Source organism: Pseudomonas sp. H3_E07 (assembly GCF_054668895.1).
Window position 1 is genome coordinate 409,801 of sequence record NZ_CP162795.1, and the last position, 25,549, is coordinate 435,349.

At 61.7% G+C, this 25,549-nt stretch carries 24 protein-coding genes; 8 read left to right on the plus strand and 16 right to left on the minus strand.

The window, feature by feature from the left end; genetic code table 11:
* Positions 1 to 17 precede the first annotated feature (17 nt).
* The 3 genes from AB4O08_RS01735 to AB4O08_RS01745 are packed head-to-tail and all read left to right on the plus strand — an operon-like array spanning position 18 to position 3,883.
* Positions 18 to 977 (plus strand): diiron oxygenase, encoded by a 960-nt coding sequence (locus AB4O08_RS01735; protein ID WP_176332119.1) that lies wholly within the window; start codon positions 18 to 20, stop codon positions 975 to 977.
* A 45-nt stretch (positions 978 to 1,022) separates the two neighbouring features.
* Positions 1,023 to 2,927: an asparagine synthase (glutamine-hydrolyzing) gene (gene asnB / locus AB4O08_RS01740; protein WP_460114663.1), complete on the plus strand. Its 1,905-nt coding sequence runs from the start codon at positions 1,023 to 1,025 to the stop codon at positions 2,925 to 2,927.
* A 53-nt stretch (positions 2,928 to 2,980) separates the two neighbouring features.
* Positions 2,981 to 3,883 carry an amino acid metabolite efflux pump gene (locus AB4O08_RS01745; RefSeq protein WP_010211120.1) on the plus strand — a complete coding sequence of 301 codons (903 nt, stop codon included), beginning with the start codon at positions 2,981 to 2,983 and terminating at the stop codon, positions 3,881 to 3,883.
* Positions 3,884 to 4,069: 186 nt separating this feature from the next.
* On the opposite strand, the gene AB4O08_RS01750 is transcribed toward AB4O08_RS01745, so the two are convergent.
* Positions 4,070 to 4,375, minus strand: a complete 306-nt coding sequence (locus AB4O08_RS01750) for an XRE family transcriptional regulator (protein WP_010211121.1) — start codon at positions 4,373 to 4,375, stop codon at positions 4,070 to 4,072.
* 364 nt (positions 4,376 to 4,739) lie between these two features.
* On the opposite strand from AB4O08_RS01750, the gene AB4O08_RS01755 reads away from it, so the two are divergent.
* Complete coding sequence (locus AB4O08_RS01755) at positions 4,740 to 6,548, plus strand: monovalent cation:proton antiporter-2 (CPA2) family protein (protein ID WP_010211122.1); 1,809 nt, start codon at positions 4,740 to 4,742, stop codon at positions 6,546 to 6,548.
* Between the two features lie 72 nt (positions 6,549 to 6,620).
* Entirely contained in the window at positions 6,621 to 7,175 is a 555-nt protein-coding gene (locus AB4O08_RS01760; RefSeq protein WP_106119664.1) for a DcrB/PsbP domain-containing protein, read from the plus strand.
* 11 nt (positions 7,176 to 7,186) lie between these two features.
* On the opposite strand, the gene AB4O08_RS01765 is transcribed toward AB4O08_RS01760, so the two are convergent.
* Genes AB4O08_RS01765 through AB4O08_RS01780 form a run of 4 tightly spaced genes read right to left on the minus strand, consistent with a single transcriptional unit; the run spans position 7,187 to position 9,869 of the window.
* Positions 7,187 to 7,906 (minus strand): alpha/beta hydrolase, encoded by a 720-nt coding sequence (locus AB4O08_RS01765; RefSeq protein ID WP_010211124.1) that lies wholly within the window; start codon positions 7,904 to 7,906, stop codon positions 7,187 to 7,189.
* 11 nt (positions 7,907 to 7,917) lie between these two features.
* On the minus strand, positions 7,918 to 8,673 hold the full coding sequence (cobF, locus tag AB4O08_RS01770) for a precorrin-6A synthase (deacetylating) (protein ID WP_010211126.1): 756 nt from the start codon (positions 8,671 to 8,673) through the stop codon (positions 7,918 to 7,920).
* 45 nt (positions 8,674 to 8,718) lie between these two features.
* Positions 8,719 to 9,273, minus strand: a complete 555-nt coding sequence (locus AB4O08_RS01775) for a histidine phosphatase family protein (RefSeq protein ID WP_029529167.1) — start codon at positions 9,271 to 9,273, stop codon at positions 8,719 to 8,721.
* A 47-nt stretch (positions 9,274 to 9,320) separates the two neighbouring features.
* The gene (locus AB4O08_RS01780; RefSeq protein WP_021493299.1) at positions 9,321 to 9,869 is read right to left on the minus strand and encodes a DUF4865 family protein; all 549 of its coding nucleotides are present in this window, start codon (positions 9,867 to 9,869) and stop codon (positions 9,321 to 9,323) included.
* A 93-nt stretch (positions 9,870 to 9,962) separates the two neighbouring features.
* Here AB4O08_RS01780 and AB4O08_RS01785 point away from each other — a divergent pair, with 93 nt between their 5' ends.
* On the plus strand, positions 9,963 to 10,829 hold the full coding sequence (locus AB4O08_RS01785) for a LysR family transcriptional regulator (protein WP_021493300.1): 867 nt from the start codon (positions 9,963 to 9,965) through the stop codon (positions 10,827 to 10,829).
* An 85-nt stretch (positions 10,830 to 10,914) separates the two neighbouring features.
* On the opposite strand, the gene AB4O08_RS01790 is transcribed toward AB4O08_RS01785, so the two are convergent.
* The 11 genes from AB4O08_RS01790 to AB4O08_RS01840 all read right to left on the minus strand — a co-directional run bounded on the left by AB4O08_RS01790 (position 10,915) and on the right by AB4O08_RS01840 (position 21,838).
* Positions 10,915 to 11,892, minus strand: a complete 978-nt coding sequence (locus AB4O08_RS01790) for a LysR family transcriptional regulator (protein ID WP_010211130.1) — start codon at positions 11,890 to 11,892, stop codon at positions 10,915 to 10,917.
* A gap of 51 nt (positions 11,893 to 11,943) precedes the next feature.
* Positions 11,944 to 12,885 carry a peptidylprolyl isomerase gene (locus AB4O08_RS01795; RefSeq protein ID WP_021493301.1) on the minus strand — a complete coding sequence of 314 codons (942 nt, stop codon included), beginning with the start codon at positions 12,883 to 12,885 and terminating at the stop codon, positions 11,944 to 11,946.
* Complete coding sequence (locus tag AB4O08_RS01800) at positions 12,882 to 13,334, minus strand: YbjN domain-containing protein (protein WP_010211132.1); 453 nt, start codon at positions 13,332 to 13,334, stop codon at positions 12,882 to 12,884. Before AB4O08_RS01800 ends, AB4O08_RS01795 begins: the two co-directional genes overlap by 4 nt.
* Positions 13,335 to 13,354: 20 nt before the next feature.
* Positions 13,355 to 13,981 carry a DNA repair protein gene (locus AB4O08_RS01805; RefSeq protein WP_069672678.1) on the minus strand — a complete coding sequence of 209 codons (627 nt, stop codon included), beginning with the start codon at positions 13,979 to 13,981 and terminating at the stop codon, positions 13,355 to 13,357.
* A gap of 18 nt (positions 13,982 to 13,999) precedes the next feature.
* Complete coding sequence (locus AB4O08_RS01810) at positions 14,000 to 15,700, minus strand: putative porin (RefSeq protein WP_010211134.1); 1,701 nt, start codon at positions 15,698 to 15,700, stop codon at positions 14,000 to 14,002.
* A 42-nt stretch (positions 15,701 to 15,742) separates the two neighbouring features.
* Positions 15,743 to 16,447 (minus strand): energy transducer TonB family protein, encoded by a 705-nt coding sequence (locus AB4O08_RS01815; protein WP_010211135.1) that lies wholly within the window; start codon positions 16,445 to 16,447, stop codon positions 15,743 to 15,745.
* A gap of 3 nt (positions 16,448 to 16,450) precedes the next feature.
* Entirely contained in the window at positions 16,451 to 16,876 is a 426-nt protein-coding gene (locus tag AB4O08_RS01820) for an ExbD/TolR family protein (protein WP_010211136.1), read from the minus strand.
* 11 nt (positions 16,877 to 16,887) lie between these two features.
* The gene (locus tag AB4O08_RS01825) at positions 16,888 to 18,687 is read right to left on the minus strand and encodes a DUF2341 domain-containing protein (protein WP_010211137.1); all 1,800 of its coding nucleotides are present in this window, start codon (positions 18,685 to 18,687) and stop codon (positions 16,888 to 16,890) included.
* 24 nt (positions 18,688 to 18,711) lie between these two features.
* Entirely contained in the window at positions 18,712 to 20,295 is a 1,584-nt protein-coding gene (locus AB4O08_RS01830) for a ShlB/FhaC/HecB family hemolysin secretion/activation protein (protein ID WP_044288116.1), read from the minus strand.
* A gap of 59 nt (positions 20,296 to 20,354) precedes the next feature.
* Complete coding sequence (locus AB4O08_RS01835; RefSeq protein ID WP_021493306.1) at positions 20,355 to 20,948, minus strand: transposase; 594 nt, start codon at positions 20,946 to 20,948, stop codon at positions 20,355 to 20,357.
* A gap of 413 nt (positions 20,949 to 21,361) precedes the next feature.
* On the minus strand, positions 21,362 to 21,838 hold the full coding sequence (locus AB4O08_RS01840) for an Lrp/AsnC family transcriptional regulator (RefSeq protein WP_029529171.1): 477 nt from the start codon (positions 21,836 to 21,838) through the stop codon (positions 21,362 to 21,364).
* Positions 21,839 to 21,996: 158 nt separating this feature from the next.
* Here AB4O08_RS01840 and AB4O08_RS01845 point away from each other — a divergent pair, with 158 nt between their 5' ends.
* Positions 21,997 to 23,784, plus strand: a complete 1,788-nt coding sequence (locus AB4O08_RS01845; protein WP_460114664.1) for a tyrosinase family protein — start codon at positions 21,997 to 21,999, stop codon at positions 23,782 to 23,784.
* Positions 23,781 to 25,514 (plus strand): hypothetical protein, encoded by a 1,734-nt coding sequence (locus tag AB4O08_RS01850; protein WP_010211143.1) that lies wholly within the window; start codon positions 23,781 to 23,783, stop codon positions 25,512 to 25,514. The genes AB4O08_RS01845 and AB4O08_RS01850 overlap by 4 nt, the downstream gene beginning before the upstream one ends.
* The last annotated feature ends 35 nt before the right edge of the window (positions 25,515 to 25,549 follow it).

Here is a 25,549-nt window from a genome sequence, read left to right on the forward strand (position 1 = left end):
ATTAACCCGGTGAAACCATGTTTCAGCACAGCACTCAAGACGATCTTTATCGCAGCAATGACGCGACCGATGAACGATTGATCAAAATCGAACGCAGCTGGCATAAACGCGCACAGATCAAGCTCGATTCCCAACGCCCGGATATCCAGCTGGACCTGCAGGCGCCGGACTTTCTCGAGGCCCTGTTACCTTTCGCCCATGACCCGCATTACCAGGCTTACCCCCATGCCCTGAAGCTGCTGATCCTGTCGGCCGGCTGGGTGATCTACAACCAGAAAACCATCGCCATCGAAACCGAGATCATTTGCCCGTCCTGCATCGACCTGCTGCAGCTGGGCTCGCGCCTGAGCTCCGCCAGCGCCGCGACGATTTCTGAAACCCTGGCGGATGAGGCTTATCACACGCTGTTTTCGATCAACATGTGTGAGCTGGCGATCACCCAGCGCGGCATGCGCATCAAATGGCCGGAGCTGGAACTGACCCGCCACCTGAGCCAGGCCCAGGCCACCTTGTCCGAGGCGGATTTCAAGATCTATCGCCTGGCCTTCTCGCTGGTCTCGGAGACATTCATCAGCGACTACCTGGCCGACCTCAGCAACGCGCCGGACATCCAGCCGGTGTTCCGCCATGTGGTAGCCCTGCACAAAAAAGACGAACTGGTGCACAAGCACATCTTTCCGCTGTTCGTGCAGCAGGTCGTCGGTGGCTTCACCGCGCAGCAAACCGCCTTGTTCACCCGCGGCATCGCCAACTCCATCCGGATCTTCCCGATGCGCGAGATTTCAGCGTGGCGAATCATCCTGCCGCAACTGCTCGAAGTATTCGGCGATCCATCGCTGCTGCTACCGACTCAATTTACCGAGACCGGCGAAGCGGACTACTCGGCCATGCCCGAGATCCTCAGCTCCATCGGCATACACCCCGAAGCGGTGCTGCCCGAGTTACAGGTGATGAACGAACCGGTCACCACCGCTTGAAACCAGCGTGCTGCTGATCACTACAAATTCAATAGAGTAATTGTCATGTGTGGATACATTGGCGTCTTTGCCAAACAACCTCGTGCGTTCAACCCGAACATGTTCGATGCCGCCCTGCGTGCCATCCATCATCGCGGCCCGGACAGCTCCAGCCAATGGTTCGACCCCAAGGGCCAAGCGGCCTTTGGTTACGTACGCCTGGGCCTGGTCGGCCTGGGTAACGGCACCCAGCCTATCGTTGCCGACGAAGGCGACCTGGTGATGATGGTCAACGGCGAGTTCTATGACTATCAACGCATCCGCACCGAGCTGGAAGGCTACGGTTGCCGCTTCAAGACCTCGTCCGACAGCGAAATCGCCATGCACTTGTACCGCCGCCATGGCGTGCGTGGCCTCAAACAACTGCGCGGCGAGTTCACCATCCTGATTTTCGATCGCCTGCGCAAAAAGCTGTTTGCCGTGCGCGACCGGGTGGGTGTCAAGCCGCTGTACTACACCGAACATGAAGGTGCCTGGTACTTCGCGTCCGAGATCAAAGCCTTGCTTGCAGCCGGCGTGCCGGCACAGTGGGACCACGAAGCCTACGCCAATCGCGGCTTTATCCTGCGCGACCGTACCGTGTTCAACAACATCCGCAGCGTGAAACCGGGTTGCTGGATTATCGCCGACGAAAGCGGCCTGCAGACCGAACAGTACTGGGACTGGGACTTCCCGGATGCCGAGGCGACCGAACAGCGCAGCGAAGCCGAGATGATCGAGTCCCTGCGTAACAACATCGAGGAGTCCGTACGCCTGCGCCTGCACGCCGATGTGCCGGTGGGCGTGTGCCTTAGCGGCGGCCTCGATTCGTCGGCCATGCTGGGCATCGCCACCGAGTTGACCGGCCAATCTTTGCAGGCGTTCCACTTGTCTTTCGAGGGCGAGCAAGCCTACGACGAACGCCAGTACGCCGAAGTGGCCGCCCGGCATAACCGTGCCCACCTCAACGTGCTGTCGGTGAACTCTTCCGACATGGCGGACAACTTCGAAAATGCCCTTTGGCACGCCGAAATGCCCTTCGCCAACGCTCACAGCGTGGCCAAGTACCTGCTGTGCAAATACGTGCAGAACCAGGGCATGCGCGCCGTACTGACCGGTGAAGGCGCCGACGAAGTCTTCGGCGGCTACCCGCATTATCGTCGCGACATGGTGCTGTACAACCATGAAAACCAGGACCCGTCGGCGATTGCCGAACTCAGCCGACGCCTGCACGCCAGTGAAGACCGCTACCTGCCTGGCGGCAAGAATGACGTGAAATGGGTACAGGACGAACTGGGCCACGGCGTGTCCTGGCTGCAAACTCAATCGGCGTTGTTCGGCCCCCTGGCGCAGCTGTACAGCGACGATTTCCATGAGCGTTTCAGCCATACCGATGCCTATCGCAAGTTCTACGACCGTCTGAGCCCACGGGCACTCAACGGCTGGGAGCCGGTGAACCGCTCGTTGTACATGGTCGCCAAGTCCAGCCTGCCCAACGTGGTGCTCACCTCCCTGGGTGACCGCATGGAAATGGCCGGCAGCCTGGAAGGCCGCCCACCGCTGCTCGATCACCAAGTGATCGAGGCCGCGTGCCGCCTGCCGGTGAACATGAAAGTACGCGGCGCCACCGAAAAGTACGCCCTGCGCGAAGCCATGCGCCCTTACGTGCCCCAGGCTGTGTTGGATCGCAAGAAGCAGTACTTCCGCGCGCCACCGGCGTCCGAAAGCCCGCAATCGAAGCTGTATGAAATGATCAACGATGTGTTGAGCGGCCCGGCATTGAATAACGTGCCGTTCTTCGATCCGCGTAAAGTGCGCGCGTTGCTGGCAACCCTGCCAAGCTTGTCCACCGCCCAACGCGCCTCGGCAGACAACCTGCTGATGGAAATCGCCGGGCTGTGCCTGATGCAAAAACGCTTCGCCTTGAACTGACTTCCTGGCGGCACATCGCGATCGCGCTGTGCCGCCTGACCCAAGGAGGGTCCATGCTGAAAAAACATTTGTTTCTGGCCGTGCTCGTTACCCTGGTGTGGGGGGTCAACTTCCCGATCACCAAACTGGGCCTGCGCGCCATCGATCCGTTTGTACTCACGGGCATCCGCTTTGCCCTCGCCGCCCTGCCCCTGGTGTTCTTTATCAAACGCCCCGCCGTCAAGTTCAGCTACGTGGCCGCCTACGGCTTTATCTTCGGGCTGGGCATGTGGGGCGTGATCAACTACGGCATCCAGGTGGGCGTGAGTCCCGGTATTGCGTCGTTGATCATTCAGCTCAGCGTGTTCTTCACCATGGGCTGGGGCTTTGTGCTGTTCAAGGAGAAAATCCGTGGTGCGCAGATGATCGGCGCCGTGCTGGCCTTGATTGGCCTGGCCGGGATCATCTCCACTCAGGAAGGCAACCATGCGGTGCTGGGCGTCCTGCTGATCGTACTCAGTGCGGTGGCCTGGAGCGTAGGCAACGTGATCATCAAGAAATCCGGGGTCAAGGAGATCTTCTCGTTCATGGTGTGGGCCAGCCTCATCCCGCCGATCCCGCTGTTCCTCACCGCCTGGCTGATGCACGGCAGCGCGGCATTCGAAGGTTTGCAAAGTAGCCTCGACCTGACGGCGATCCTCTCGATCCTGTTCCAGGTCTACTTGGCCACGCACTTTGCCTACTGGGGCTGGAACTCGCTGCTCAAGCTGTACCCGGTGTCCACCGTGGCGCCGCTGTCGTTGCTGATTCCGGTGTTTGGTATCACCAGTTCGATGCTGATCCTCGACGAGCGCATTTCCACACCGAACCTGATCTCGATCGGGATCATCATTGTTGGCCTGGCGGTGGGCCTGTACCGCAGGCCAGTCAATCTCGCGCCCGTGGAACCGCAGCCGATTGCCCACATGGATAGATAGTCATGGCATGAATTCAGGATTTTGTTCGCGTATGGGCTGCGCGAGCACCTGCATGACTCGCCGGCGATAAAAGTCGCTCATCGCGTGCAAACCTCAGGCCAAGGGGGCAGGGACGATGAGTTCCAGATCCCCGACGCCCTGGCCGGCGAGCAGCATTGCCTTGAGGCCAGGCGTTCGCGACCGCGTTCAGCAGGCAAAATTGTCGATCTTGACCTGACCATCGGGAAACGTCGCAATGATTTCCAGCTCGCCGCCCATCGCACGGATATAGTCGCGCAACGTGCTGATGTACATGTCGGTGCGCCGCTCCATCTTGGAGACGGCGGCCTGGTTGATATTCAATGCCTTGGCCAGGCTTTGCTGGCTCAACTGCTGAGCTTTGCGCAGTTCATGCAGAGGCATTTCCTGCAGATGTTGCTGGACCAGCTGCTGCGCTTCAGCACGCGCCTGCGGCGTCATGCGAGCTTGAAGTTCAGCGAATTGCTTCGCCATGGGTACGGCCCTCTTTACGCAATGCTTCCAAATGCACGTCATACAGCTTTTCAGCCACAGGGACGTGCTCCTCATACCACCGGTGCCGAATTCATCCGTGTACTCAATGTTTCAACCCATGAAAATATTCCACCCAGGGAATATAAACTCAAGAGCCTAAAACTAGAAGATGAAGTGGCCTGGCTTCCACTCGCAGGGGTCGGAAAATTGTTTGTACATCCTTCAGCAACGACCCCCGTGCGCTCAGTCCCTTGTAAAAACGTTGCTCCATCACACGCATACGCGGCAAAAACACAATTATCGAAATGTAAAAGGCGCTCTAATACCCGTCTGTTGATTGGCTTTGAAGATCCTGGAGTTCCTAATGCCCCATGAAGGCAACCTGTTACAAGCAGCCGTGGTGTTCCTGCTCGCCGCCGTGTTGACCGTGCCCCTGGCCAAACGCCTGCAATTGGGCGCGGTGCTGGGCTATCTGTTCGCCGGCGTGATCATCGGCCCGTCGGTGCTGGGCCTGATCGGCAACCCGCAAAGCGTCGCGCAGTTCTCCGAGCTGGGCGTGGTCTTGCTGCTGTTCATCATCGGCCTGGAATTGTCGCCCAAGCGTTTATGGGTGATGCGCAAGGCCGTGTTCGGCGTAGGTCTGGCGCAGGTGCTGCTCACGGGTCTGGTGATGGGCGCGGTGGCGTTGTGGCTGTTCGGCCAGTCGTGGAACAGTGCGATCGTGCTCGGTCTGGGCCTGGCCTTGTCATCCACCGCGTTTGGCCTGCAAAGCCTGGCCGAGCGCAAGGAGCTGAACCAGCCGCATGGCCGCCTGGCCTTTGCGATTCTGCTGTTCCAGGACATCGCCGCGATCCCGCTGATCGCCATGGTGCCGTTGCTGGCCGGCAGCGATCACCCGACCACCGAAGCCCAGGGCCTGCAGCATGTGTTGCAGATTCTCGGCAGCATTGCGGTGGTGATCATCGGCGGACGCTACCTGTTGCGGCCAGTGTTTCGCGTCGTCGCCAAGACCGGCCTGCGCGAAGTGTCCACCGCCACCGCACTGTTGGTGGTAATCGGCACCGCCTGGTTGATGGAACTGGTGGGCGTGTCCATGGCCCTCGGCGCATTCCTCGCCGGCCTGCTGCTGGCGGACTCGGAATACCGCCACGAACTGGAATCCCAGATCGAACCGTTCAAGGGCCTGCTGCTGGGTCTGTTCTTCATCAGCGTGGGCATGGGCGCCAACCTCAGCCTGCTGCTCAGCTCACCGCTGGTGGTGATCGGCCTGACGCTGCTGCTGATCGGTTTGAAACTGCCGCTGCTGTATGCCGTGGGCCGCATGGTGGGTGATCTCAATCGCGAGAGCGCCCTGCGCCTGGGCGTGGTGCTCGCAGCGGGCGGTGAGTTCGCCTTCGTGGTGTTCAAGATAGGCCGCGACCAGGGCCTGTTCGAACCGCACCTTTACGACATCCTGGTGCTGACCATCACCCTGTCCATGGCGGTGACGCCGTTGCTGCTGTTGGTGTGCCCGAAGCTGTTCAAGCCCAAGGTCAAACCAGTGGAAATCCCCGAGGCGTACCGCACCATCGAAAGCGACGCGCCCCGTGTGGTCATCGCCGGCATGGGCCGTATGGGCCAGATCGTGGCGCGGATCCTGCGAGCTCAGAACATCTCGTTCATTGCCCTGGACACGTCGGTGGAAACCATCGAACTGACCCGCAGTTTCGGCGGCATGCCGGTATTTTATGGCGACCCGCAGCGCCCAGAGATCCTGCACGCCGCCAAGGTCGACCAGGCGGAATTCTTCGTGATCGCCATGGACGACCCGGAGATCAACATCAAGACCGCCGAGCTGGTGCGCAATCTCTACCCGCACATGAAAATCATCGCCCGCGCGCGTAACCGCCAGCACGTGCACCGCCTGGTGGACTTGGACGCATCGCCGATTCGCGAGACCTTCTACTCCAGCCTGGAAATGAGCCGTCGCACCCTGGTCGGCCTCGGATTGAGCCAGGCCCAGGCCGATGCGCGCATCACCCGCTTCAAGAACCACGACCTGCAAGTGCTGGCCGCGCAACACGCGGTGTACGACGACGCCGCCAAAGTCATGCAAACCGCCCAGGAAGCCCGGACAGAACTGGCGCGATTGTTTGAGATGGACCGACTTGAGGAAGAGTCCGACAAGGTGTGAGGCTATGGATGAACGATTTTGCGAAATTTCTGACAGAATACGGCGCAATTTCGTTCATCCCCGGAGCGCTTCATGGCCACTTTCACCAAGACCGCCGTCCTGCTGGCCCTCGCGCTGACCGCCGGCAGCGTATTCGCCGCTTCCAAGCCGACCCCGCAAACCATTTCCACCTTGGGTGGCAAGTTCACCTTCAAACTGCCCAAGGCCTACGTCGCCGACACCCTGCCGGCCGGCAAGGCCGAGGATGGCACCGCCGACACCCAGGGCACGATGTATGCGAACCAGACCACGAAAAGTGTGGTGATCGTCGCCGAAACCGTGCGTAACGATGGGGTAACCATCGGCGACAACGACGCGCCATTCCTGGATGGCGCTGTGGCCGGGTTCGTCAAGGACCAGAGCGCTGCGCTGCCTGACTTCAAGAAACAGAGCGAGAAGAAACTGACGTTCAAAGGCCTGGGCCTGCGCCAGGTAGACAGCACCGCCACCCAGGGCGGCGGCAAGACGCTGAACTCCACGTTCCTGGGTGGTTCGGGCAACCACCTGCTGGTGATCCAGGCTATTTCACGGGCGGATGACGCCAAGGGGCATGCGGCGTTGGTCAAACAGATTACCGGCGGCAAATAACCTTTCGACGGTCAGTGCAGGCTTTTTTCCAACCAGGCTTTCAGGTCCTGCACTTCCGCCTCGCTGATGGTATGCGGCATGCCGGGGTACCCATGGAACTCCGGCTTCAATCCCAACCCGGTCAGCACCTCATTCGCCCGTGTCGCTGACACATACGGCAAAGCCTGGTCCAACGTGCCATGGCCGATAAAGATCGCCAGTTTGCCCAGTGACGCGTTCGGCTGCAGCTCAGCCTTGAGCACCGGCAACACGCTGCCACTCAACGCCGCAATGCCGCGCAGCAGTTCCGGCCGGCGCAGGCCCACCTCGTAGGACATGATCGCACCCTGGCTGAAGCCCACCAGGAACACCCGATCCGGTTGCGTGTGGTACTTGGCGGTGGCTTTGCCGACAAAGTCTTCGATCAGCTTGGCGCTGCGCTGCAGGTCAGCGGTTTCGCCATCGTAATCACCGTCGCCGGGTGTCTTGGTAAACCAGCGATAACCGTGCGGGTCCACTGGCATCGGCGCACGGGCCGACAAGTAGGTCCAGGTGGACGGCAGCGCGTCCTTGATGCCGAACAGGTCCTCCTCGTTACTGCCAAATCCATGCAGGAAAATCACCAGAGGCTGGTTACGCGCATCGCCCTGGGCCTGTTCCAGGTACGACAAAGGCAAGTCGGTGTGCAATACATCGTCGGCATGGGCGGTGCCGACTACCAGCGTCAGCGCCAGGGCGAAGCGTTTGAGCATGGGACGTTACCTCAGGGTTTGCGTAACAGATAGGTGTCCATGATCCAGCCATTTTGCAGGCGCGCCGCCTTGCGCACCCGTTCGATTTCTTGCGCTACCTCACTGACTTTGCCGCTGATCAGGATCTCATCCGGCGTGCCCAGGTAGGCCCCCCAATAGATATCCAGGTCCTGATCCGCCAGGGTGCGGTAGGAGTCTTCGGCGTCGAGCATCACGACCAGCGTGTCGGCATCACTCGCCTGCCCCGCCGCCAAACGGCGCCCGGTGGTGATCTCAACGGACTTGCCAATTCGGTTCAACGGCACTTTGTGCTGGGCTGCCAGGGCTTGCACGCTGGTGATGCCAGGGATCACTTCGAACTCGAACTCACTGCGGCCGCTGGCGAGAATCGCCTGCAGAATGCGGATGGTGCTGTCATACAACGCAGGGTCGCCCCACGCGAGGAAAGCGCCCACTTCACCGTCAGCCATTTCTTCGTTGATCATGCGTTCGAACGTCTGCTGCTTGTCGCGGTTGAGGTCCTGCACGGCGGTGGTGTAGTCGATATCGCCGCGCACACGCTCGGGGCAATCGGCCTCGACGAAACGGTAGCCAGGCTCGGTGATATAGGTCTCGCAGATTTCGCGACGCAGGTCGATCAACTTGTCTTTGCTCTGGCCCTTGTCCATCAGGAAAAACACGTCGGTGCGATTGAGCGCCTTCACGGCCTGCATCGTGATGTAGTCAGGGTTGCCGGCGCCAATGCCGATGATCAGGATGCGTTTCATGGGTTGCTCTCATTGCGGGGCGTGGATTTTGCCATGTTCAGGCGGCTAGGCGTGAGTTTCCAGGCGCAGGCGCCACACGTCGTTGAAGCGCAGTTCAGTGGCAGACAGCGGTTCGACATCGATCAGGTAGAACATCGAAATGGGAAACCCCAGGGCGTAGAACATTGCGGCACGGATCACAAAGGGGTGGGTGACAGCGACGATATGGCCGGGTTGGGTTTCCAGGGACTTCATCCATTGCCCTACCCGTGTGCACACCTGGTCCACCGATTCGCCACCATGGGATGTGCTGGCGCTGTTGCCCTGCCAATCCATCAGCTCCTCACGGTCGATATCATCGATGTCCTTACCTTTCCAACGACCCAAGTCGCCATCACGCAAGGCGTTATCCACCTGGGGATTGCGACCGAACAAGCCTGCTGTCTGGCGGGTACGCGCCTCTGGGCCGCAGACCAGGCGCAGGCTTTTCTTATAGCGGCCGGCAAGGGACAGGCCCGCATGTTGCCAGTCCATCGCAACGGACTCGTTATCGGGGAAGCTGCCCTTTTTTTGCTGTGGCGTCACGGCATGACAAATAAGTGTCAAACGAGTGGCCTGCATCACAGGTTTCCTGAAGGATAGGGATGAGGCCAGCAAGATTGGAGCAGTTAGCGCAGGGACGCAACGCCCTGTGCCAGATAGAGCACCTGGTAACCCCTACCTGGGTGCTCCGTATCCAATGCCTTGGCCGACAACGTAATACGCACCAAACGCCACGCTTGCACATCCAGCGCCAGGAACACCGCAAAGGTGTCGCTGTTGTCAGCCAGCTGCCGATTGCGCTGCTTCTCCTCGGCCAGCACCGCCGCCCTGTCCGCTCCCGGCGCCAGCGGCCACTCCTCGCGATACAAGCTCAACGCACCCTGCGCCGGGCCACGTTGCACATCCAGCGGTAACCAACTCTCAATGTGCGGCCGACCAAAGCTATCGAGCACCTTCTGAAAACGCTCGCCGAGTAAAAAGTCAGCGGCCTGCAACGGGTCTGCCCACAGGTACACCGACGAATACACATTGCCGCCGTGCTCCTGGGCGATAAATGCCTTGAACAGCAACCCCTCGGCGTGATCCCACAACGGCCCCAGTTGCGCGGCGCGGCGGCGAATCACGCCCATGTCGTAGTCAGCAGGCAAGCGGTGTGAATATTGTTTGGCAAACATGCGAAAACTCCTGTGCAAGATGAGGGATCAGCTTGCGCAGCGACGATCATTTCAACAAGATATCAGCCAATATAAGTGCGATAAGGAGTCAATATGACTGACGCGCTAAAACCGCTGGATATCGACACCGTCCAGGCCTTTGTGCTGGTAGCCGATTTCGCCAGTTTCACTCGCGCTGCCGAAGCCCTCGACACCTCCCAGGCGGCGATCAGCCTCAAGCTCAAACGCCTGGAAGAACGCCTCGGCTATCGCCTGCTCGAACGCACGCCTCGGCATGTGCGGCTGTCGCCCCGCGGCGAACAGTTCATCGTCGCCGCCCGCGCCCTGCTCAATGCCCATGAACGCGCCTTGGCCGATATGGGCAACCCCTTGCTGCGGCGCCTGGTGATCGGCATCAGCGACCACGTGGCCGGCCCCGACCTGCCGACTTGGCTCAGCCGCCTGGCCGCCTATGATCCCTTGGTGATCCTCGAAGTGCGCATCGCCTCCTCCCGCGATCTGGTCGCCGCCTTTGATCGCAATGAGCTGGACGCGGTCATCGTGCGCAACGAGGGCGACCGCCAAGACGGCGAAGTGTTAGCGGTGGAACGCTTTGGCTGGTTCGCCGCCCCGACCTGGCAACACAGTCCCGGCACGCCCCTGCGCATGGCCACCATGGCCGCGCCCTGCGGCGTTCGCCACCTGGCGACACGCGCACTGGATGAGGCACGCATCGACTGGACCGAAGTGTTCGTTGGCGGTGGCGTCATGGCCGTGGGCGCCGCCGTCAGCGCCGGGCTCGGCGTGGCGGCCCTCGCCCATCGCGTGGCGCCGACGGGTGCGGTGGAGGTGAGCGAGCAATACGGCTTGCCGCCCTTGCCAGTCAGTGAAGTGGTGCTTTACAGCCGTATCAGTGACGTGCGCTCCAGGGAAACCTTGCGAGCCCTGAGCACGACCTTTCGCGGCGTCCTACAGCGCTGAATTCAGGCCTGCCAGTAGGCTTTTCCGTGGGAGCTGGCAAGCCAGCTCCACCTTTTCAACCGGGTTTGACATGCAATCTAAACCGTCAGTCAAACCACTCCCGCCGCCCCTCAAACGTCCCCACAATCAACGCCACAATCATCCGCACTGCCTCCCTATCCGCCACCTGCGCATTCACCGCCAGCCACACCTGCCGCTGCATGCTCTCGGTCAACAACCCCGGCAACGCCACCAAGCCCCGGTCAAAACTGCTCATGTAATGCGGCAGCAACCCAATGCACGCGCCACAGCGGATCATCTCCAGCATCAGCGAATACGCATGCACCTGCACCACCGCTGCCAGGCGCTGTTCCACCACATGGTTCCAAGCCCGCAAGGCGCCCACCTGCGCATCGGGCTGCCATTGCACCAGCATGTAGTCGTCGAGGTCTTCCAGGCTGTCTGGCCGCGTCGTCAACCGTGAATATCGCTTGGCGATATGCGGCACGTAGTGCAAGCGCGCCAGGGCCTGTGGCGGCTCGGTGGCAAAGCTCGGGCCAGGCACGGGGCCATCGGCGTCCGACAGCCACAGCACCACGTCAACATCCACCGCTTGCAGCGACAACTGGCTGTCGATGGAGATGATCTCCAGGCGCACGCTGGCATTGCGACGCAGCAAGGCGATCAGGTCGCGCCCAAGGATGTCGTGCAGGATCGGTTCGGCCACCGCCAGCCGAATCAGCGGCTGCTCCGTGACCGGCAAACGCCGTTCATGGGCCAGGGCAATCAATTGGGCGTGCAATTGCTGGCCGTCGCGACTGAGTACCAAGCCATTGCCCTGGTAGCTGAACAGCGAATGGCGCACGTGCTCTTCAAGCTGCGCCAGGCGCTTGCGCAACAGCGTCGCCTTGATATTCAGACTGCGCGCCGCCTGCATGAAACAGCCGCAGCGCGCGCTCACCAGAAAGTAGCGCGCCACCTCCGGGTCGATCTCATGGGCCAGGGCTAGCCAGCGACTGCGCCCCTCCGCCGGGGCGCGATAAGAGGACGGCACCTGCGGGGCGGACGGTTCTAGAAATGCCATGGGAGACTCCCTGTCTTGTCGGTCTGTGCATCCAATGCGGGTTGACGCGGGCTACTCCAGCACCTTGTTCAGTTCGGCGCCGTCGATACTCAGGGTTGCGGTGTTGAGCATGCCTTCGAGGTAGGCCTTGGCGATCTGTTCCTGACGCTGGGCACGCAGAGCCTGCGTAAGACGTTCGCGCAGTTCGTCGAGGGTCGCAGTACGCGCCGGTTGCTGGCCGGTGAGCTTGAGCACATGAAACCCCGCCGCGCTCTGCACCACGTCCGACACCGCGCCGACCTTAAGGCGCGACACCGCACTGCGAACCTCCGGCACCAGCTGTTGCAAGGGCTGCATGCCCGAGTCGCCACCGCGCGCGGCAGAGTCGGTGTCCTGGGAAAACTGCGTGGCCAGGGCGGCGAAATCAGCCGGCGCAGCCTGGGCACGACGGCTCAGTTCCTGCGCTTGGCGACGCACGCTGTCGACGGTTTGCGGGTCATGGGTCGCCAGGAAAATCTGGCTCACCTGGTACAACGGCGGCGTCACCCATTGCGCCTTGCCACTGTCGTAGGCCAACTGCAACTCCGCGGCGCTGGGGTAATCGGCCGGCACCTGGCTGACCGACAGCATGTAGTCGCGAAACACGATTTGCTCGGCGGCGGCGCGGGTCTGCTGTTCCACGTCCGGGCGCTGACGCCAGCCCTGGGCGTCCGCCTGTTCGAGCACGGCCTTTTGCGCCAGGCGTGAACGGATCCAGGTCTCCAACGCGCTGCGGTTGCCGCGCAATTGCTCGCGGGACTCGGCAGGCAGGCTGGCCAGCACGGTTTTCAGTTCCGTCAGGTCGATCTGCTGATTGCCCAGGCGGGCCACCGCCGGTCCGGCCGATACAGGGTTGAGCACCGGTGCCGGTTGCTGCGCCGCCACCGGGTCGCTGCCCGGCCGCAGGCTCAAGCCCACCGCCACCACCAGCAAGGCCAACGCACCCGCGCCGACCATCAGGGTTGGCTTCTTCACAATACCGGTGCCTCGGCTTCAGCCTGCAACTGCGCCGCCTGCTGGCTGTATTCACGCAGGTAGACGATGAACTCCTGCAACAGGCGGTCCCACAATTCCAAATGACTGCGCAGGTGCGTGGCGCCGACACCCGCCACCACCACGTCCATTTCCATCAACAAAAACTCGCCTTGCACCGACAACCGCGCAAAGCGTCGCGATGCGTTCCACACTTGGGCCAAACCTTCGGGCAATTCGCCCTGGATCCGCAGCGCGCAGCTGTAGGTGAAATCCACATACGCACCCTGCTCTGCCGCCGGGTTACCGAAGCGCACGGCAAAGCCGATGCCCTGGCTGGCGCTGAGCAATTGCACGATGCCGTTTTGTTCGGTCTGGTTGACCCGGTAGCCGGCCTCCTGCAGCAACTCGGTGAGGCTCTGGGGGGTGACGCTGGTGATCAATTCGCTCATGGTGATCTCTTCCCTGTCTATCAATGATTGGCGGTTGCCTGGGGCGCATCGAAACGGCTCTTGTACAAATCGTCGCCAAAGCCCTGGGCGAGTTCCTCGAACTTGACCCGCGCGCTGCTGGCGAAGGGCTGGCGAATACTCATCACCTCGGCCACATCGATTTTTTCGTAGGCCGCGAGCAACTGCTGAGCCACGCCGTACATCTGTTGATTCTTGACTGAACATTGCTGCACTTGTGTGTCACGCTCGCTCAGTTGTGCCTGCAAGCGCGCTCGCTCAGCCTCTTTGCCCTTGGCCAGCACCAGCAGTTCGTCATAGGCCTTCTTGAACTTGCCGATCTGCTCATGACTGGCCGCCACCTGGGCCTGTGCCTGGCTGTGCAGGCTGTGTTGCTGACCGGCCATTTGCTCGGCCACGCCACGGGCCTTGTCCAACTCAGCCGTCAACTGCTTGATGTGTGCCTGGGCCTGCTTGGCCTGGTTTTCAGCCGCAATCCGCGCGGCGCTGGCCTGGGCCTGTTCGCTTTGCAGGGCCTGCAATTGCTGGGTGGTGCTGCGCAGTTGCGTACGCAGGCGCTCCTCCATGCCTTCAGCCGACGCGCCAGTGGTGACCAGCAGCAGCAACAGCCCGCAGATTCGCGTGTTCATGTGGCATCTCCCTGCGCATCAAAAGCGCGTGTTGAGTTCCAGTTGCATCACATCGACTTCGAACGGCGCGCCATACACTTGCGAGGCGCTCAACCAACGCGCACTGGCGTAGATGTTCTTTTCGATGCCGTAGTTGGCGCCAATGAAGTACCCCTTGGCGTTGGTGCCGCCCAGGTGGAACGACGAATCGTTGAAGCCGTCAGGCAGGGCGTCAGGCTGAATGTACTTGTAGCCGGCCAACACGTTCCAATCACCGCGCTTGCGCATTTCCAGCGCACTGCCGAGGGTGAAGGAGACCATCAGCGCATTGCCGCCACTTTCAAACTGGCCCTTGCTGTTGATGTTGTTGACGATCTCGCCTTCGCTGCGCTTGAGCATTTCGCCCTTGTCGTAGGCCAGGTTGTGAATGAAGTTGCCTTGGGTGCGTAGCTTGAAATCGCTGGGCAGTTCGGCATCCCAGGCCAGGTTCAGGTCGAGCACGTCGAACTTGGACGCCAGGCCCACGAACTGCGGTTGCGGGGTCAGGCCAGGGGTGGCCGGGTTGGGGGCGATGTCGCGCAGCAGGAACACGCTGTTGCCCTTCTGCATGAAGGCCAGGCGCGAGCCGTCGCTGTCACAGGCCGGCTGGCCGGACCAGGGGCGGCAAGCGCCGGAGCGTTCACCTTCGATATCATCAAAGTGGTAGTAGGCCACCGCGCCCTTGAGGCTGTTTTCGCGGTTGATCTTCCAGTTGGCGCCGATCTGACCACCAAACAGCCACTTGGTCTCGCTGTCTTCCTTGTCGAACCCGTTACTGCTGGCCGAGTCGGAGGTGTACTCCACCGGGAACGCACCCAAGGTGCCGAACAGGCCCCACTGGCTGTTCAGCGCATGGTTGAAGTTGGCAGCGATACCGTCGAAGTTCAAGTCACCCGAATACATCATGTCGGTGGAATAGAACGGGTTGGCGAAACGCCCGGCGGTGAGGGTCACGTCCGGGGTGGCCTTCCAGCTCAGGTATCCCTGATCGAGCCAGATGTCTTTCTTGCCAAAGCCGCCGCCCAGGGTCTGGGTGGTGGACACTGGGTTGTTGTCGGAGCCGGTGCCGACACGGATGCCGGCGGTCCAGTCCGGCGACAGCACCGCTTTCATGCCCAGGCGCGCACGCAGGCGGAACAGGTTCTCGCGGTCCTTGGTGGTGTTGAGCAGCGGTGGCAGCTTGGTGTTGGTGTCCTTGTTGGTGTCGTACGGGCCGCTCTCATTGAGTTTGGCGTAGTCGACAATCTCGTTGCTGTTATTGCCCGAGAAGTAACGCGACTCGTCCCGCAGGCGGATATCACCGTCAAAGCTGATGCGCGAGACCCAGTCCGGGAAGGTATTGGGCTGTGCCCAGTTTTCCTGCTTGGCGGTGGCCATGACCTCGGCCTTGACCTGGTCACGAATCTGATCCTTCACCGCCTGCGGCACGTACTGCACACGCACATCGCCGGGTGCGGCAGTCGGGCCTGCAGCAACCACCGGTGCGGCATTGGCCTGGCGTGCCTGCTGTGCCTCTTTTTCGGCCTGGGCGATCAGCCCATTGGCCGTGTCCTGGGTCAGCACGCCTTGCTGCACCAACAGGCGGATCAGGTTGATGGTGACGTTTTCCGAGGGCGCGACCGGGGCGGCAGCCGCCTGGCCGACCAGGGTCGCGATGACCATGCCGACCGCCAGGGTCAGTCGATTCACGGGGGAAATCATGTGTACGCAACTCCTGTAAAAAACCGTTGTAAAAGGGTTTGTTCAATCCGGACGCCGGCCCTTGAGGGACAGGCGCATGGGCAGCGTCAACGACGCCGGCGGCTTCTGGGTGGCACGCGGTGCCTGGATCAAGGCGAGCATCTGCGCGTCGGTCTCGGCATCCCCGCTGGACTTGGCCACCAGTGCCTTGGTGACTTGGCCGTCGGCGCCCAACCACAGGTCTATCTGTATCGAGAAGGCCTTCTTGCGCAGCTCAGGGTCTTCGCGCATCAGCCGTTGATACGTGCCGGCCAGGTACTGCTTATAGGTGCCCGTCCCCAAGCCGCCGCCGCCACTGCCGGCCAGGCCACCGCCCTTGCCGGCGCCGATGTTGAAACCGTCATTGCCCGACTGGGCGTCGCCGTCGATCTGCATCGGGTTGGCCAGATCCTCGTTAGGCGAAGGCGGCGCTTCCTCGGCTGGCTTGACCTCCTCGGGCTCGGGGCTTGGCACCGGCTCCGGGATTTTTTCTTCGACCTGGGGCTCAGGCTCCTTGGGTTTCTCCGGCGGCGGTGGCGGTGGTGGCGGCAACGGGATGATCGTCGGCACCTTCGGCGCTTCGCGGCGCACGCCACTCATGTCATTGGCCCACTGCCACAAGCACCAGGCCGCCACGGCGCCCAGCAATAGGCCGGCACCCCACTTTAACGGGCGCAACGGCGGCTTCTTTTTTACGGACAAGGGCGCGATCGGGATCTGTGCAGTCATGGTTCAGCCCTGGCTCGGCTTGCCGGTGACCAACCCGACCTGAGACAGCTCAAGTCGGCGCAGCAGGTCGAGCACTTCGATCACCTTCTGGTACTGCACCATCGCATCGCCACGTACGATGACCGGAAAATCCGGGTTCAGCGCTTTCTCGATGCGCAGGCGTTCTTCCAGCTCGCCGAGCGTCACCGGGTAAGCGTCGAGAAACACCTGGCCACCGTCATTCACGGAGATGGCCTTGGTCTTGGCCTCCGACAACGACACCGAGGCGCTGGCCTTGGGCAGGTGAATCTGGATGCCCGACACCTGGGCGGTGGCGGTGAGGATAAACATCACCAGCACCACCATCAGCACGTCCACCAGGGGCGTGATGTTGATGCTGTCGACGGCGGCGTCATCGTCATCGTCGTGGGAGGCATTTACGGAAGCCATGGCGATTCTCCTCAGGCCAGAACCGGCGCATGGTGGTCACGACGGTGCGCCGCTTCGCTGTGCTGGCTCTCGCCGTGCATCTCCGCCAGGCGGGTGATGAACTCGTCGACAAACACGCGCATGTCCGCGCTGACTTCCTTGTTGCGCGTGATCAGGCGGTTGTAGCCAAACAACGCCGGGATCGCGACGAACAGGCCCATGGCCGTGGCCAGCAGCGCCGCCGCCATACCGGGGGCGATGGCGTTGATGTTCACGTCACCGGCCATGGCCGTGCCGAGGAACACCACCATGATCCCCAGCACGGTACCCAGCAGGCCGATGTACGGGCCGCCGGCAATGGCGTTAGACAAGGTCGAGAGCTTGGAACTGAGCACCTGGTTTTCGCGGGTGCGCACGCCGTCCATGGAGCAGCGGATGGCTTCGATGGTGGCGGCGGAGACCGACGAGGTGTCGGCGCCCTGAGCGCGGCGGGTGCGGATCTCCTTCACCGCCACCAGGTACAGGCGCCACAGCGAAGAATGAGCCAGGCGTTCGCCCAACGGGGCATCGTCGGCGTACATCTCCAGGCGCGTGCCGATCTGCGCGAAGTGCTCGCGGAAGACCTCGTTGGCGCTGCTCACACGGCTGACTTGGCGGTTCTTGCGCAACATGATGACCCATGACTGGAACATCATCGCCACCAGCACCAGGATGATCACCCAGGCATCCACCGGAACGGCGTTGAGCAGGAAGCCCAGGCTGCCGAAACCGAAGCCGGACTGTTCTTCATCCACACCGTAGGCCACCAGTTTTGACTCGGCGCCCTGGGCGCTGGCATCGGCCAGCAACAGTGCCGCCGGACGCGCCACTTTGGACAGGCGCAGCTCATCGATGGCCCCGGCGAATGGCGGCCGCGTGTTGCCGGCTTCGGGCAGATCGGCACCGATGGCCAGTGGGGTGTTGAACGCCGGCAAAGCGACGGCCAGGGTGGCGGTTTCGCGGCCATTCACATACAGCGAGACCTTGTCACCCTCGGCGGTGAACGCCAGGTGCTGCCATTGGCCGGGGTTCAGCGGTTGAGTCGACACGGCGCGCTGGCCGTCGATGTCCACGAACGGCATGCCCTGGTTCAGCCCCAGCAACAGGCTGTGAGGGCCATCACGTCGAGCCAGAACGACTTGCTCGCCGCTGGCCTGGTCCAGGCGCAACCAGGCGCTGAAGGTGAACGCGCCACCTGCGGCGTGTTGCAGCGAAGGGCTGGCCGGCAACATCAACGCTTGGCCGTTGAACTGCAAGGCGCGGCCGATCACTCCGTCGATGCTCACACCGGTGGCGTTCAGCGCGGTGTTGGCGTAGGCCGTGGTGTCCCGGGCCGGTGTACCGTTGGCCCCGTCGAAATGGTAGAGCGCGGTGTAGTTCGGGTCGAAGGTCAGTTGGCCGTTGGCGGTGGCCGGTGCCTTCTGGTTGCCGTAGTACATCCACAAGTCCTGGCGCTGGCCGCCTTCGACCTTGGGCACATCGACCCAGATCAGCGCCATGCCCATCAACGGATCGAAGCTCTCAATCTGATGATTGAACACCGTCTTGTCATCGGCACTCACGAAACGCAGGTCGGCACCGTCATCCTTGACCCCATCAAAGGTAAAGTTGCCAGTGTGCAGGCGCACCAACAGCGCGGTGCGGCCCAGGGCCTGGTTGATCGCGGCGCCTTGGGCGGTGGTGTCTACCGAGATCTGCTTGCGGTAGTGCCAGTCGTCCTGCCACCAGGCGTGGGCGGTGGCCGGGAGCGTGAAGCCCAGGCAGATCAACAGGCTCAGGAATAGGCGTTGCATGGGTGAAGTCTCCGGAAGAAAAAGTCAGAAAGTCGCCTGCACACTGAAGTGCAGTCGCGAGTCCTGTTTCTGGGTGTTCGGTCCATCGAGCAGCGGGTAGCCCCAATCCAGGCTGCCGGACAACCATTTGCTCAAACTGGCGCGGGTGCCCAGGCCGACACTGGCCAGGCTGTATTCGTCTTCTTGCTCGGGCAGCGGGTCGTGCAGGCGCATGCGCGCACCTTCAGCGAACGCGTAGAAGCGCCACTCCTGCACATAGCTGCCGAGGAACTTGGCCAGGGACGGCGTGCGTAACTCCTGGGAGAGCAAATACCCTTCGTCCCCGGTGCGTTCGGCCGCCAGGTAACCGCGCACCGAGGTGGCGCCACCGGCGGAGTACTGCTCGTTGGAGACCAGCGGGCCGGAGGCGAGTTGGAAGCCGCCCTTGGTCGCCGACTGCCAATCGTTGGCGAAGGTGTAGGTGTAATTCAGGTCACCTTTGAGCACGGCAAAACTGGCACTGGCCTTGTAGCGCTTGTACTCGAACGCTTCGGCATCGCTGCCATAGCCAAAGAACGCGCGGGTGCCCACCACCAGGTTCAGGCCCAAGCCCAATTGCGATTGCTCGGTGTAGCGAAAGCCGTTGTAGCCCAAGGTGAACGGCGCGTATTTGAGCGGCACCTGGTCGCTGCTGGCGCCGAATTTCATCTGTTCGTCGAAGTCTTTGAAGTCCACGCCTAACGAGAATGAGTTGGCCCAGTTACCCGCCGCAGGCAGGTTGTAGATGGCTGACACACCGTATGAATGCCCTTTGCCCAGCACGTTGCTGCCACCGATGGTGGCAATGTTGCTATCGGACTGGTAACCGGAGAACTGCAAGGTCCAGCGCTCGTTGAGCGGTGCGCTGTAGGAGCCCGACCACACCTTGGCATTTTCGGTGTCCTGGGGCGCGGTGAAGTAGGTCAAGGCAATGCTGTGGCCCAATTGCCAGAGGTTGTCATACCCAAGGGTCGCTACCGAGCGCAGCTTCTCGGTGTCGGCGCTGTAGTCGTTGTTGAGGCCGAGGCTGGCGTGCCAGGGGTTCTGGTCTTCCACCTGCAAATCCACGTCCATGGTGCCGGGGCGTTGCCCCTCGCGTACCAGCGGCGTGACCTGGCGCCCAGCGCCACGATTGAGGCCCGCCAACTGTGTCTGTACCGTGGCGAAGTCCGGCACCGCGCCCTCCTCCAGAGCCGGCACTTGCTCGCGGATTTCCACCGGCGAATAATGCTTGGCACCCACCACGCGCACCCGGCCGACTTTAGTCTCGCTCACCTGCAGGTAGACAATACCGTCATCGACCTTCTGCTCCGGCAACTCGACAAACACCGACTGGTAGCCACGCGACTGGTAGATCTTCTGCAACGCATCGCGGGCGCCTTCGATATCGCCCAAGGTCTTCTGCGGCCCCAGGAACGGATACACCGCTTCCTCGATCGTCGCCGCATCCAGGACCGTATTGCCACGCACGAAGTACTCGTTGACGTCGACCTTGCGCACGCCCTCGTCTTCCTCGGCCGACACCGGTTGCGCCAGGCTCCCCAGCGTCACGCAACACAGCGCCAACGTTAATTTGAACAGATGCTCCACACCGCCCCCTGACTGTCTGATTTTTTGCGCCATCGCCGGATGTCCGGCGTGCGGCCTGCTCAATTGCTGGTGATCGAGGTGCTGCCGTGGCGTGCCAGCCAGGTGTGCAGCAGGGCGAAGTTCAACGAGAACTCCGGCATGTGCAGCAAGGCGCCACAAAACACGTCACCGATGATTTTCTGGATAAGTTGCACCGCACGCGGGTTGTTCAGCAGCGTGGCGATGTCGCGGGTCAGGGCATGAATGCTCCAGACCTTCTGGTTGAGGTCCAGGCCGACGAACCAGCGGAACAGCAGGTTGTAGTTCAGCTGTTCATGCAATTGCTGCTCGCTGGGCACCGAGTACAACAGTTGCAGCAGGAGGATCTGCAGGATGGTCTGTGGGGCGATCGACATCGCGGGTTCGGCGTTGAGCCAGTCACGGTGCTGGTCGAGCACTTCATCGATCTGTGGGCGCAGCAACACCAGGGAATGGCTGGCCGGGATGTAGCTGGAGACTTCCTTGCGGGTGCCCTGCCAATCGTCCTGGGAGACGATCCAGACCCAGGGGGCGCCATAGCGATAGACCGACACCGGCTTCTTGCGCGCGGCTTCGACGATCTTTGACAGGCGCTGATCGAGCTCCTGCATGCCGACTTTCGAGTAACGTTCCATAGTTCCCATTGCCCCACTCCTGGCATCCTGCTTGCGGCTGAAAAGCCCACCTTTCTGGTGGGCTCAAGCGCGTTACACAGAGGAGACGGGAGTGGCCATGGGCTACCGAACTTTTGTCATGAAAGCTTCATTTTGGATTGGGTGGGGGGCAATTCTTGGTGGTTGGATCAAAGGCAGTTACGTGTAGGCGCTGGCTTGCCGACGATGCAGGCGAATCGGTACATCGGGCACACCCAGGTGATGCCATCACAGGCAAGCCAGCGCCCACATTTTTACGAGTACGCCAGACCTGAACCGAGGCACTAAAGCCGCCGCGCTTTTGCTTTTGATCTGGGGCGCCCCGGCAGGACGCCGGGTGAGCCGCCGTAAGGGCGGACCCCATACCCGCCGTTACCTAAACAACGGATATGTACTCACCCCCCAGAACAAAACCCAACCCCCTGCAACGGCAATTCATAAGACTTCTTAACCGTCCGCACCACCAACGTCGAGGAATAAGTCCGAATCGGAATATCCCGATAAGTCTCCAAAAACCGATAGATATACTCGGTGTACTCCGCAGCATCCCGAAACTTCGCCACCATCACAAAATCAAACTCCCCGGTCATCAAATAACAATCCTGAATCTCCGGATGACTCAAGAGTATGTGCTGCATCCTGCGATCAATATCATTGCTGTCCCGATCCAGCTTGATCAGAAAAAAAGCGGTCACCTGGATCCCCAGCTTGCGCTCATCCAGTACCGCCACTTTCGCCTTGATAATCCCCACGCTTTCCATGCGGCGGATCCGCCGGTAACAACTGGTGGATGACAGCCCCACACTGTCGCTCAACAATTCCAGGCTCTGGTCGCAATCCTTTTGCAACTTGCCCAGAATCTTCAAATCCATGGCGTCTGTCATCGGTTCCAAATCGTCCTTGAAAATTGCAATGAATCCGTCGCAATGACGGGCCAATTTGCACAAATCCTGCGCAGTGGCTAGTTAACATCGATTCAGCTTAGCAGCCCGGCCAACACCTGGCCTCATGGCGGCATGAGAGGGATCTTATGATAGTCGCGAAACCGACATGGACCGCTGATATCCAAGGACTTTTCAGCGCGCCCTACTGGATACCCGCCAACCAGCGCGCCGCCGTCGCGGCCACTTGGATAGGCTGCATGAATGCCTACGATGTGTTCCTGGAAGACCCGGCGTCGGTCAAGACCTGGTCGGAAACCATCTACCAGCACCTCGCTTCGCGCAATATGCCGCTGACCACCGACCCGCAACAATTCTGGCCGATCGACGCGCTGGAAACCTTCCGCCTGTGGGTCAACCAGGGTTGGCGGCTGGACAGCATCTCGCCATTCGACCTGGCCGAGCGCATCCCGCCACCGGCGCTGCCGTACCCGGTCAAACGCGTGCGCCAGGACATCCGTTCGCTGAGCGCCGAGGCGCTGAACCTTTACCGTGCCAAACTGGATGACGTGATGCACATCGGCGACCCTGACAGCGGCTCGCCCTGGCAGCGTTACGCCTATATCCATACCAACTGGTGCCTGCATTACCAGGAAGCCTTCGCCCTGTGGCATCGCGCCTATCTGCTGTACCTGGAAGCGTTGATCGACTGCGCGATTCCTTACTGGGACTGGATGGCCGTAGATGCCAGCGTTGACGGCAGCCCTCAGGCCGGCCTGCCCCAAGCGTTTCTCGATGAAACCTATGTGCACCCGCAGACCGGCGAAGTACGACGCAACCCGTTGCGTTATGCGGCGGCCAAGGACGGCTGCTCCAAGGTCTGCGCCAGCACGCCGGTCGAAGGCGTCGACTGCCGGTATGTGCAGCGCAACCCGCTGTTCTATACCCAAGGCGAGGCCTTTCGTTTCGAGCGGACCCAGTTGTATGGCATGAGCCGGATCTTCCAGCAGCAGGTGGTCGATGCGCTCGCGTTCACCACGTTCAGCCAGCCCCAGGGAGTACCGGGTTATCCCTGGGCCAACATCACCTTTTTCGACCCGCCGCAACCGAACAACCTGTACCCCAACCGCACACTGAATTTCGACGGGCTCTACGAGCAGCCCCACGACAACTATCACGGCTGGATCGGCGGTGACATGGCCGACAACGCCTACACCGCGTTCGACCCGGTGTTCTGCTCCTATCACGCCAATATCGACCGCATGTTGGAAGTCTGGATCCGCGCCAATCCGGCGGCGCAGTACACCACCCAATGCCTGCTGCAACCCTTCGCCGGGCACCAGGCCGATGAGGTGACCTTCACCAGCGCCGATGCCTGGCGCTACACCAGCCTCGGCGACATGGCCCAGGACAGCCGGCACATCGGCTACGACTACGGCACCCCAGTGGCTCCACAGTTCGGCGCGGCCAAGGCTGCGTGCTGCCATCAGAAACAGTCCGTAGCCACCGGCCCCTGGGTGGTGTTCGACCACGTGCGCTGCACCCACGACACCTATCTGATCGACGTCTTCCTCAATCAGCCCGGTGCCACGGCGCAACACGCGAATGCCAACAACCCGCATTACGTCGGACGCTTCAGCCGCATCGGCATGGGCCTGGTGGATGACAAGGGCCGCTGCATCACCCAAGGCGTCTCCCGCGCACTGAATGCCGCGCGCAACGCCCAGGCGCTGAACCTCAAACCGACCGATGCGGCGCAGTTATCGCTGATCGTGCCCCATCCCGATACTGGCCAGGTGTTGACGCCCGATGCATACGCGCCCCTGCCTGGCTTTATCGCCCAACTGGTGTGGGACAACCCACGCCAAACCTCCGCCGGCCCCGCTCCGGACGCCGGTTGCTGCTCCACCAACACCAATGCTGGAGAACCAACATGAGCACGCCCTTCACCCAATTCACCTCGCCTGCCGAGCAAGCCCCCAAGGACTACAACAAGCTGGGCCTGGAAAACCAGCTGCCGACCTTCGAAACCGACTGGAACAACAACGTCACCGGCTGGACCCAGATGTCGGTGATCGGCAACCCCTGGTCCAACCTCAATGACGCACCGCGTTCGGGCTATTACAACCCGCTGGACAGCGGCTACGGCACGCAGACGCCAGTGACCATCACCTGGCAGCCCTTCCCCAACCGGCTGTGGACGTTTTTCTACAACGACGGCGCCGCCGTGGTCCCACAATTGGGCGGCAAGGCCATGACCCTTGACCAGGTGATGCAGCTGACCGACCACGGTCAGATCACGCTCAACAACACCCTGTATTCGCTGTACCCGGACCCGAAAGCGACCCAGCTGCAGATCCCCAGCGTGCTGTGCAAGTCCATCAACTGGAACGGCCCCTACGCTGACTTTTCACCCTCGGGCCCACGGGGCTGGCTGGATGAATATTGCGAGTGGTCGATCACCCGCGACCCCGACGGCAACATGCGCAGCATCATGTTCACCAGCGAGAACCCGGCCTATTTCCTGACCATGTGGAACATCGACCCGCAGGCCGTGCTCGGGCTGTACAAAGCGTACGTCGACCCGCAAGTGAAGATCGAAGACCTGTACCTGCGCTACACCGCCAACGGCCCGACCGGCAAGGCCGGCGAGCCGGTGCTTGACCCGACCACCGGCCAGCCCGCCTACGACACCGTGAACAAATGGAACAGCGGCACTGTGCGTATACCGGGCGTGTCGGGCGGCGCGATGCACCTGACCTCCGGCCCCAATACCTTGAGTGCCGAGATCTACCTCGCGGCCGCGGCCACCATCCTGCGGCCGATCAAGAGCAGCGCCAACCAACAGAGCCTGATCTGCTGCGCCCAATACGGGCAGAACTACCGCAACTCCGATCCGCATATCGGTTTCTCCGCTAACCAGGAAGCCGTCAAAGCCCTGATTTCACTGACCAACCCCATCGGCCTGTACCTGCAACAACCGAAATCCTTCAGCACCTGGAAAGGCCCTCAAGGCCAGGATGTCAGCAGCTACTGGCATGTCACCCGAGGCACTGCCGGCACCGGGCCGAACAAGTCCGACCAGATCCTGCAAGCCGTCTTCGAGGTGCCCCAAAGCGCGGGATTCTCGATCAACGAAATCACCATCAACGGCACGCCGATTGATTACGTGTGGGTGATCGCCAACGAGCTGAGTGTGGCCCTCAGCGTCACCCCGGCACCGCTCACCGCCACGCCCGAGGAATGCGATTGCGTAGCGGCGAACACCACCGATGCGCAACCCTGGCCGGTGCAGTTGCTGCCGATTGACCTGTTCTACGGACAGTCCCCCAGCGACTTGCCGGCCAGCTTTGCCCCCGGCAGCTCAGGCCAGTTCGTGCTGGTGGTGCAAGGGGCCGATCCGAATACCACTGCGGCGGATGCGCGGGTGCAGTTTTCCAATCCAGGGATCACTGCCCAGGTCACGGAATTCCTGCCGGATGCCTCGGCGATTCCAGGGCAGACCGACAGCGGCGGCACCCAGGGCTACATCATGACCGTCACCGTCAGCAGCAACGCGGTGCCGGGGCTGGTCAGCGTGCGCGCGCTTAACCCCAGCGAAGCCGCCAACCCCAGCGCCACCCAGCACCCGTGGGAAAGCGGCCTGGCGCTGGTGCCTGGCGTCTGAGTGCCTGCCGGCCGCCCCTGCCTGGCGTGGGCGGC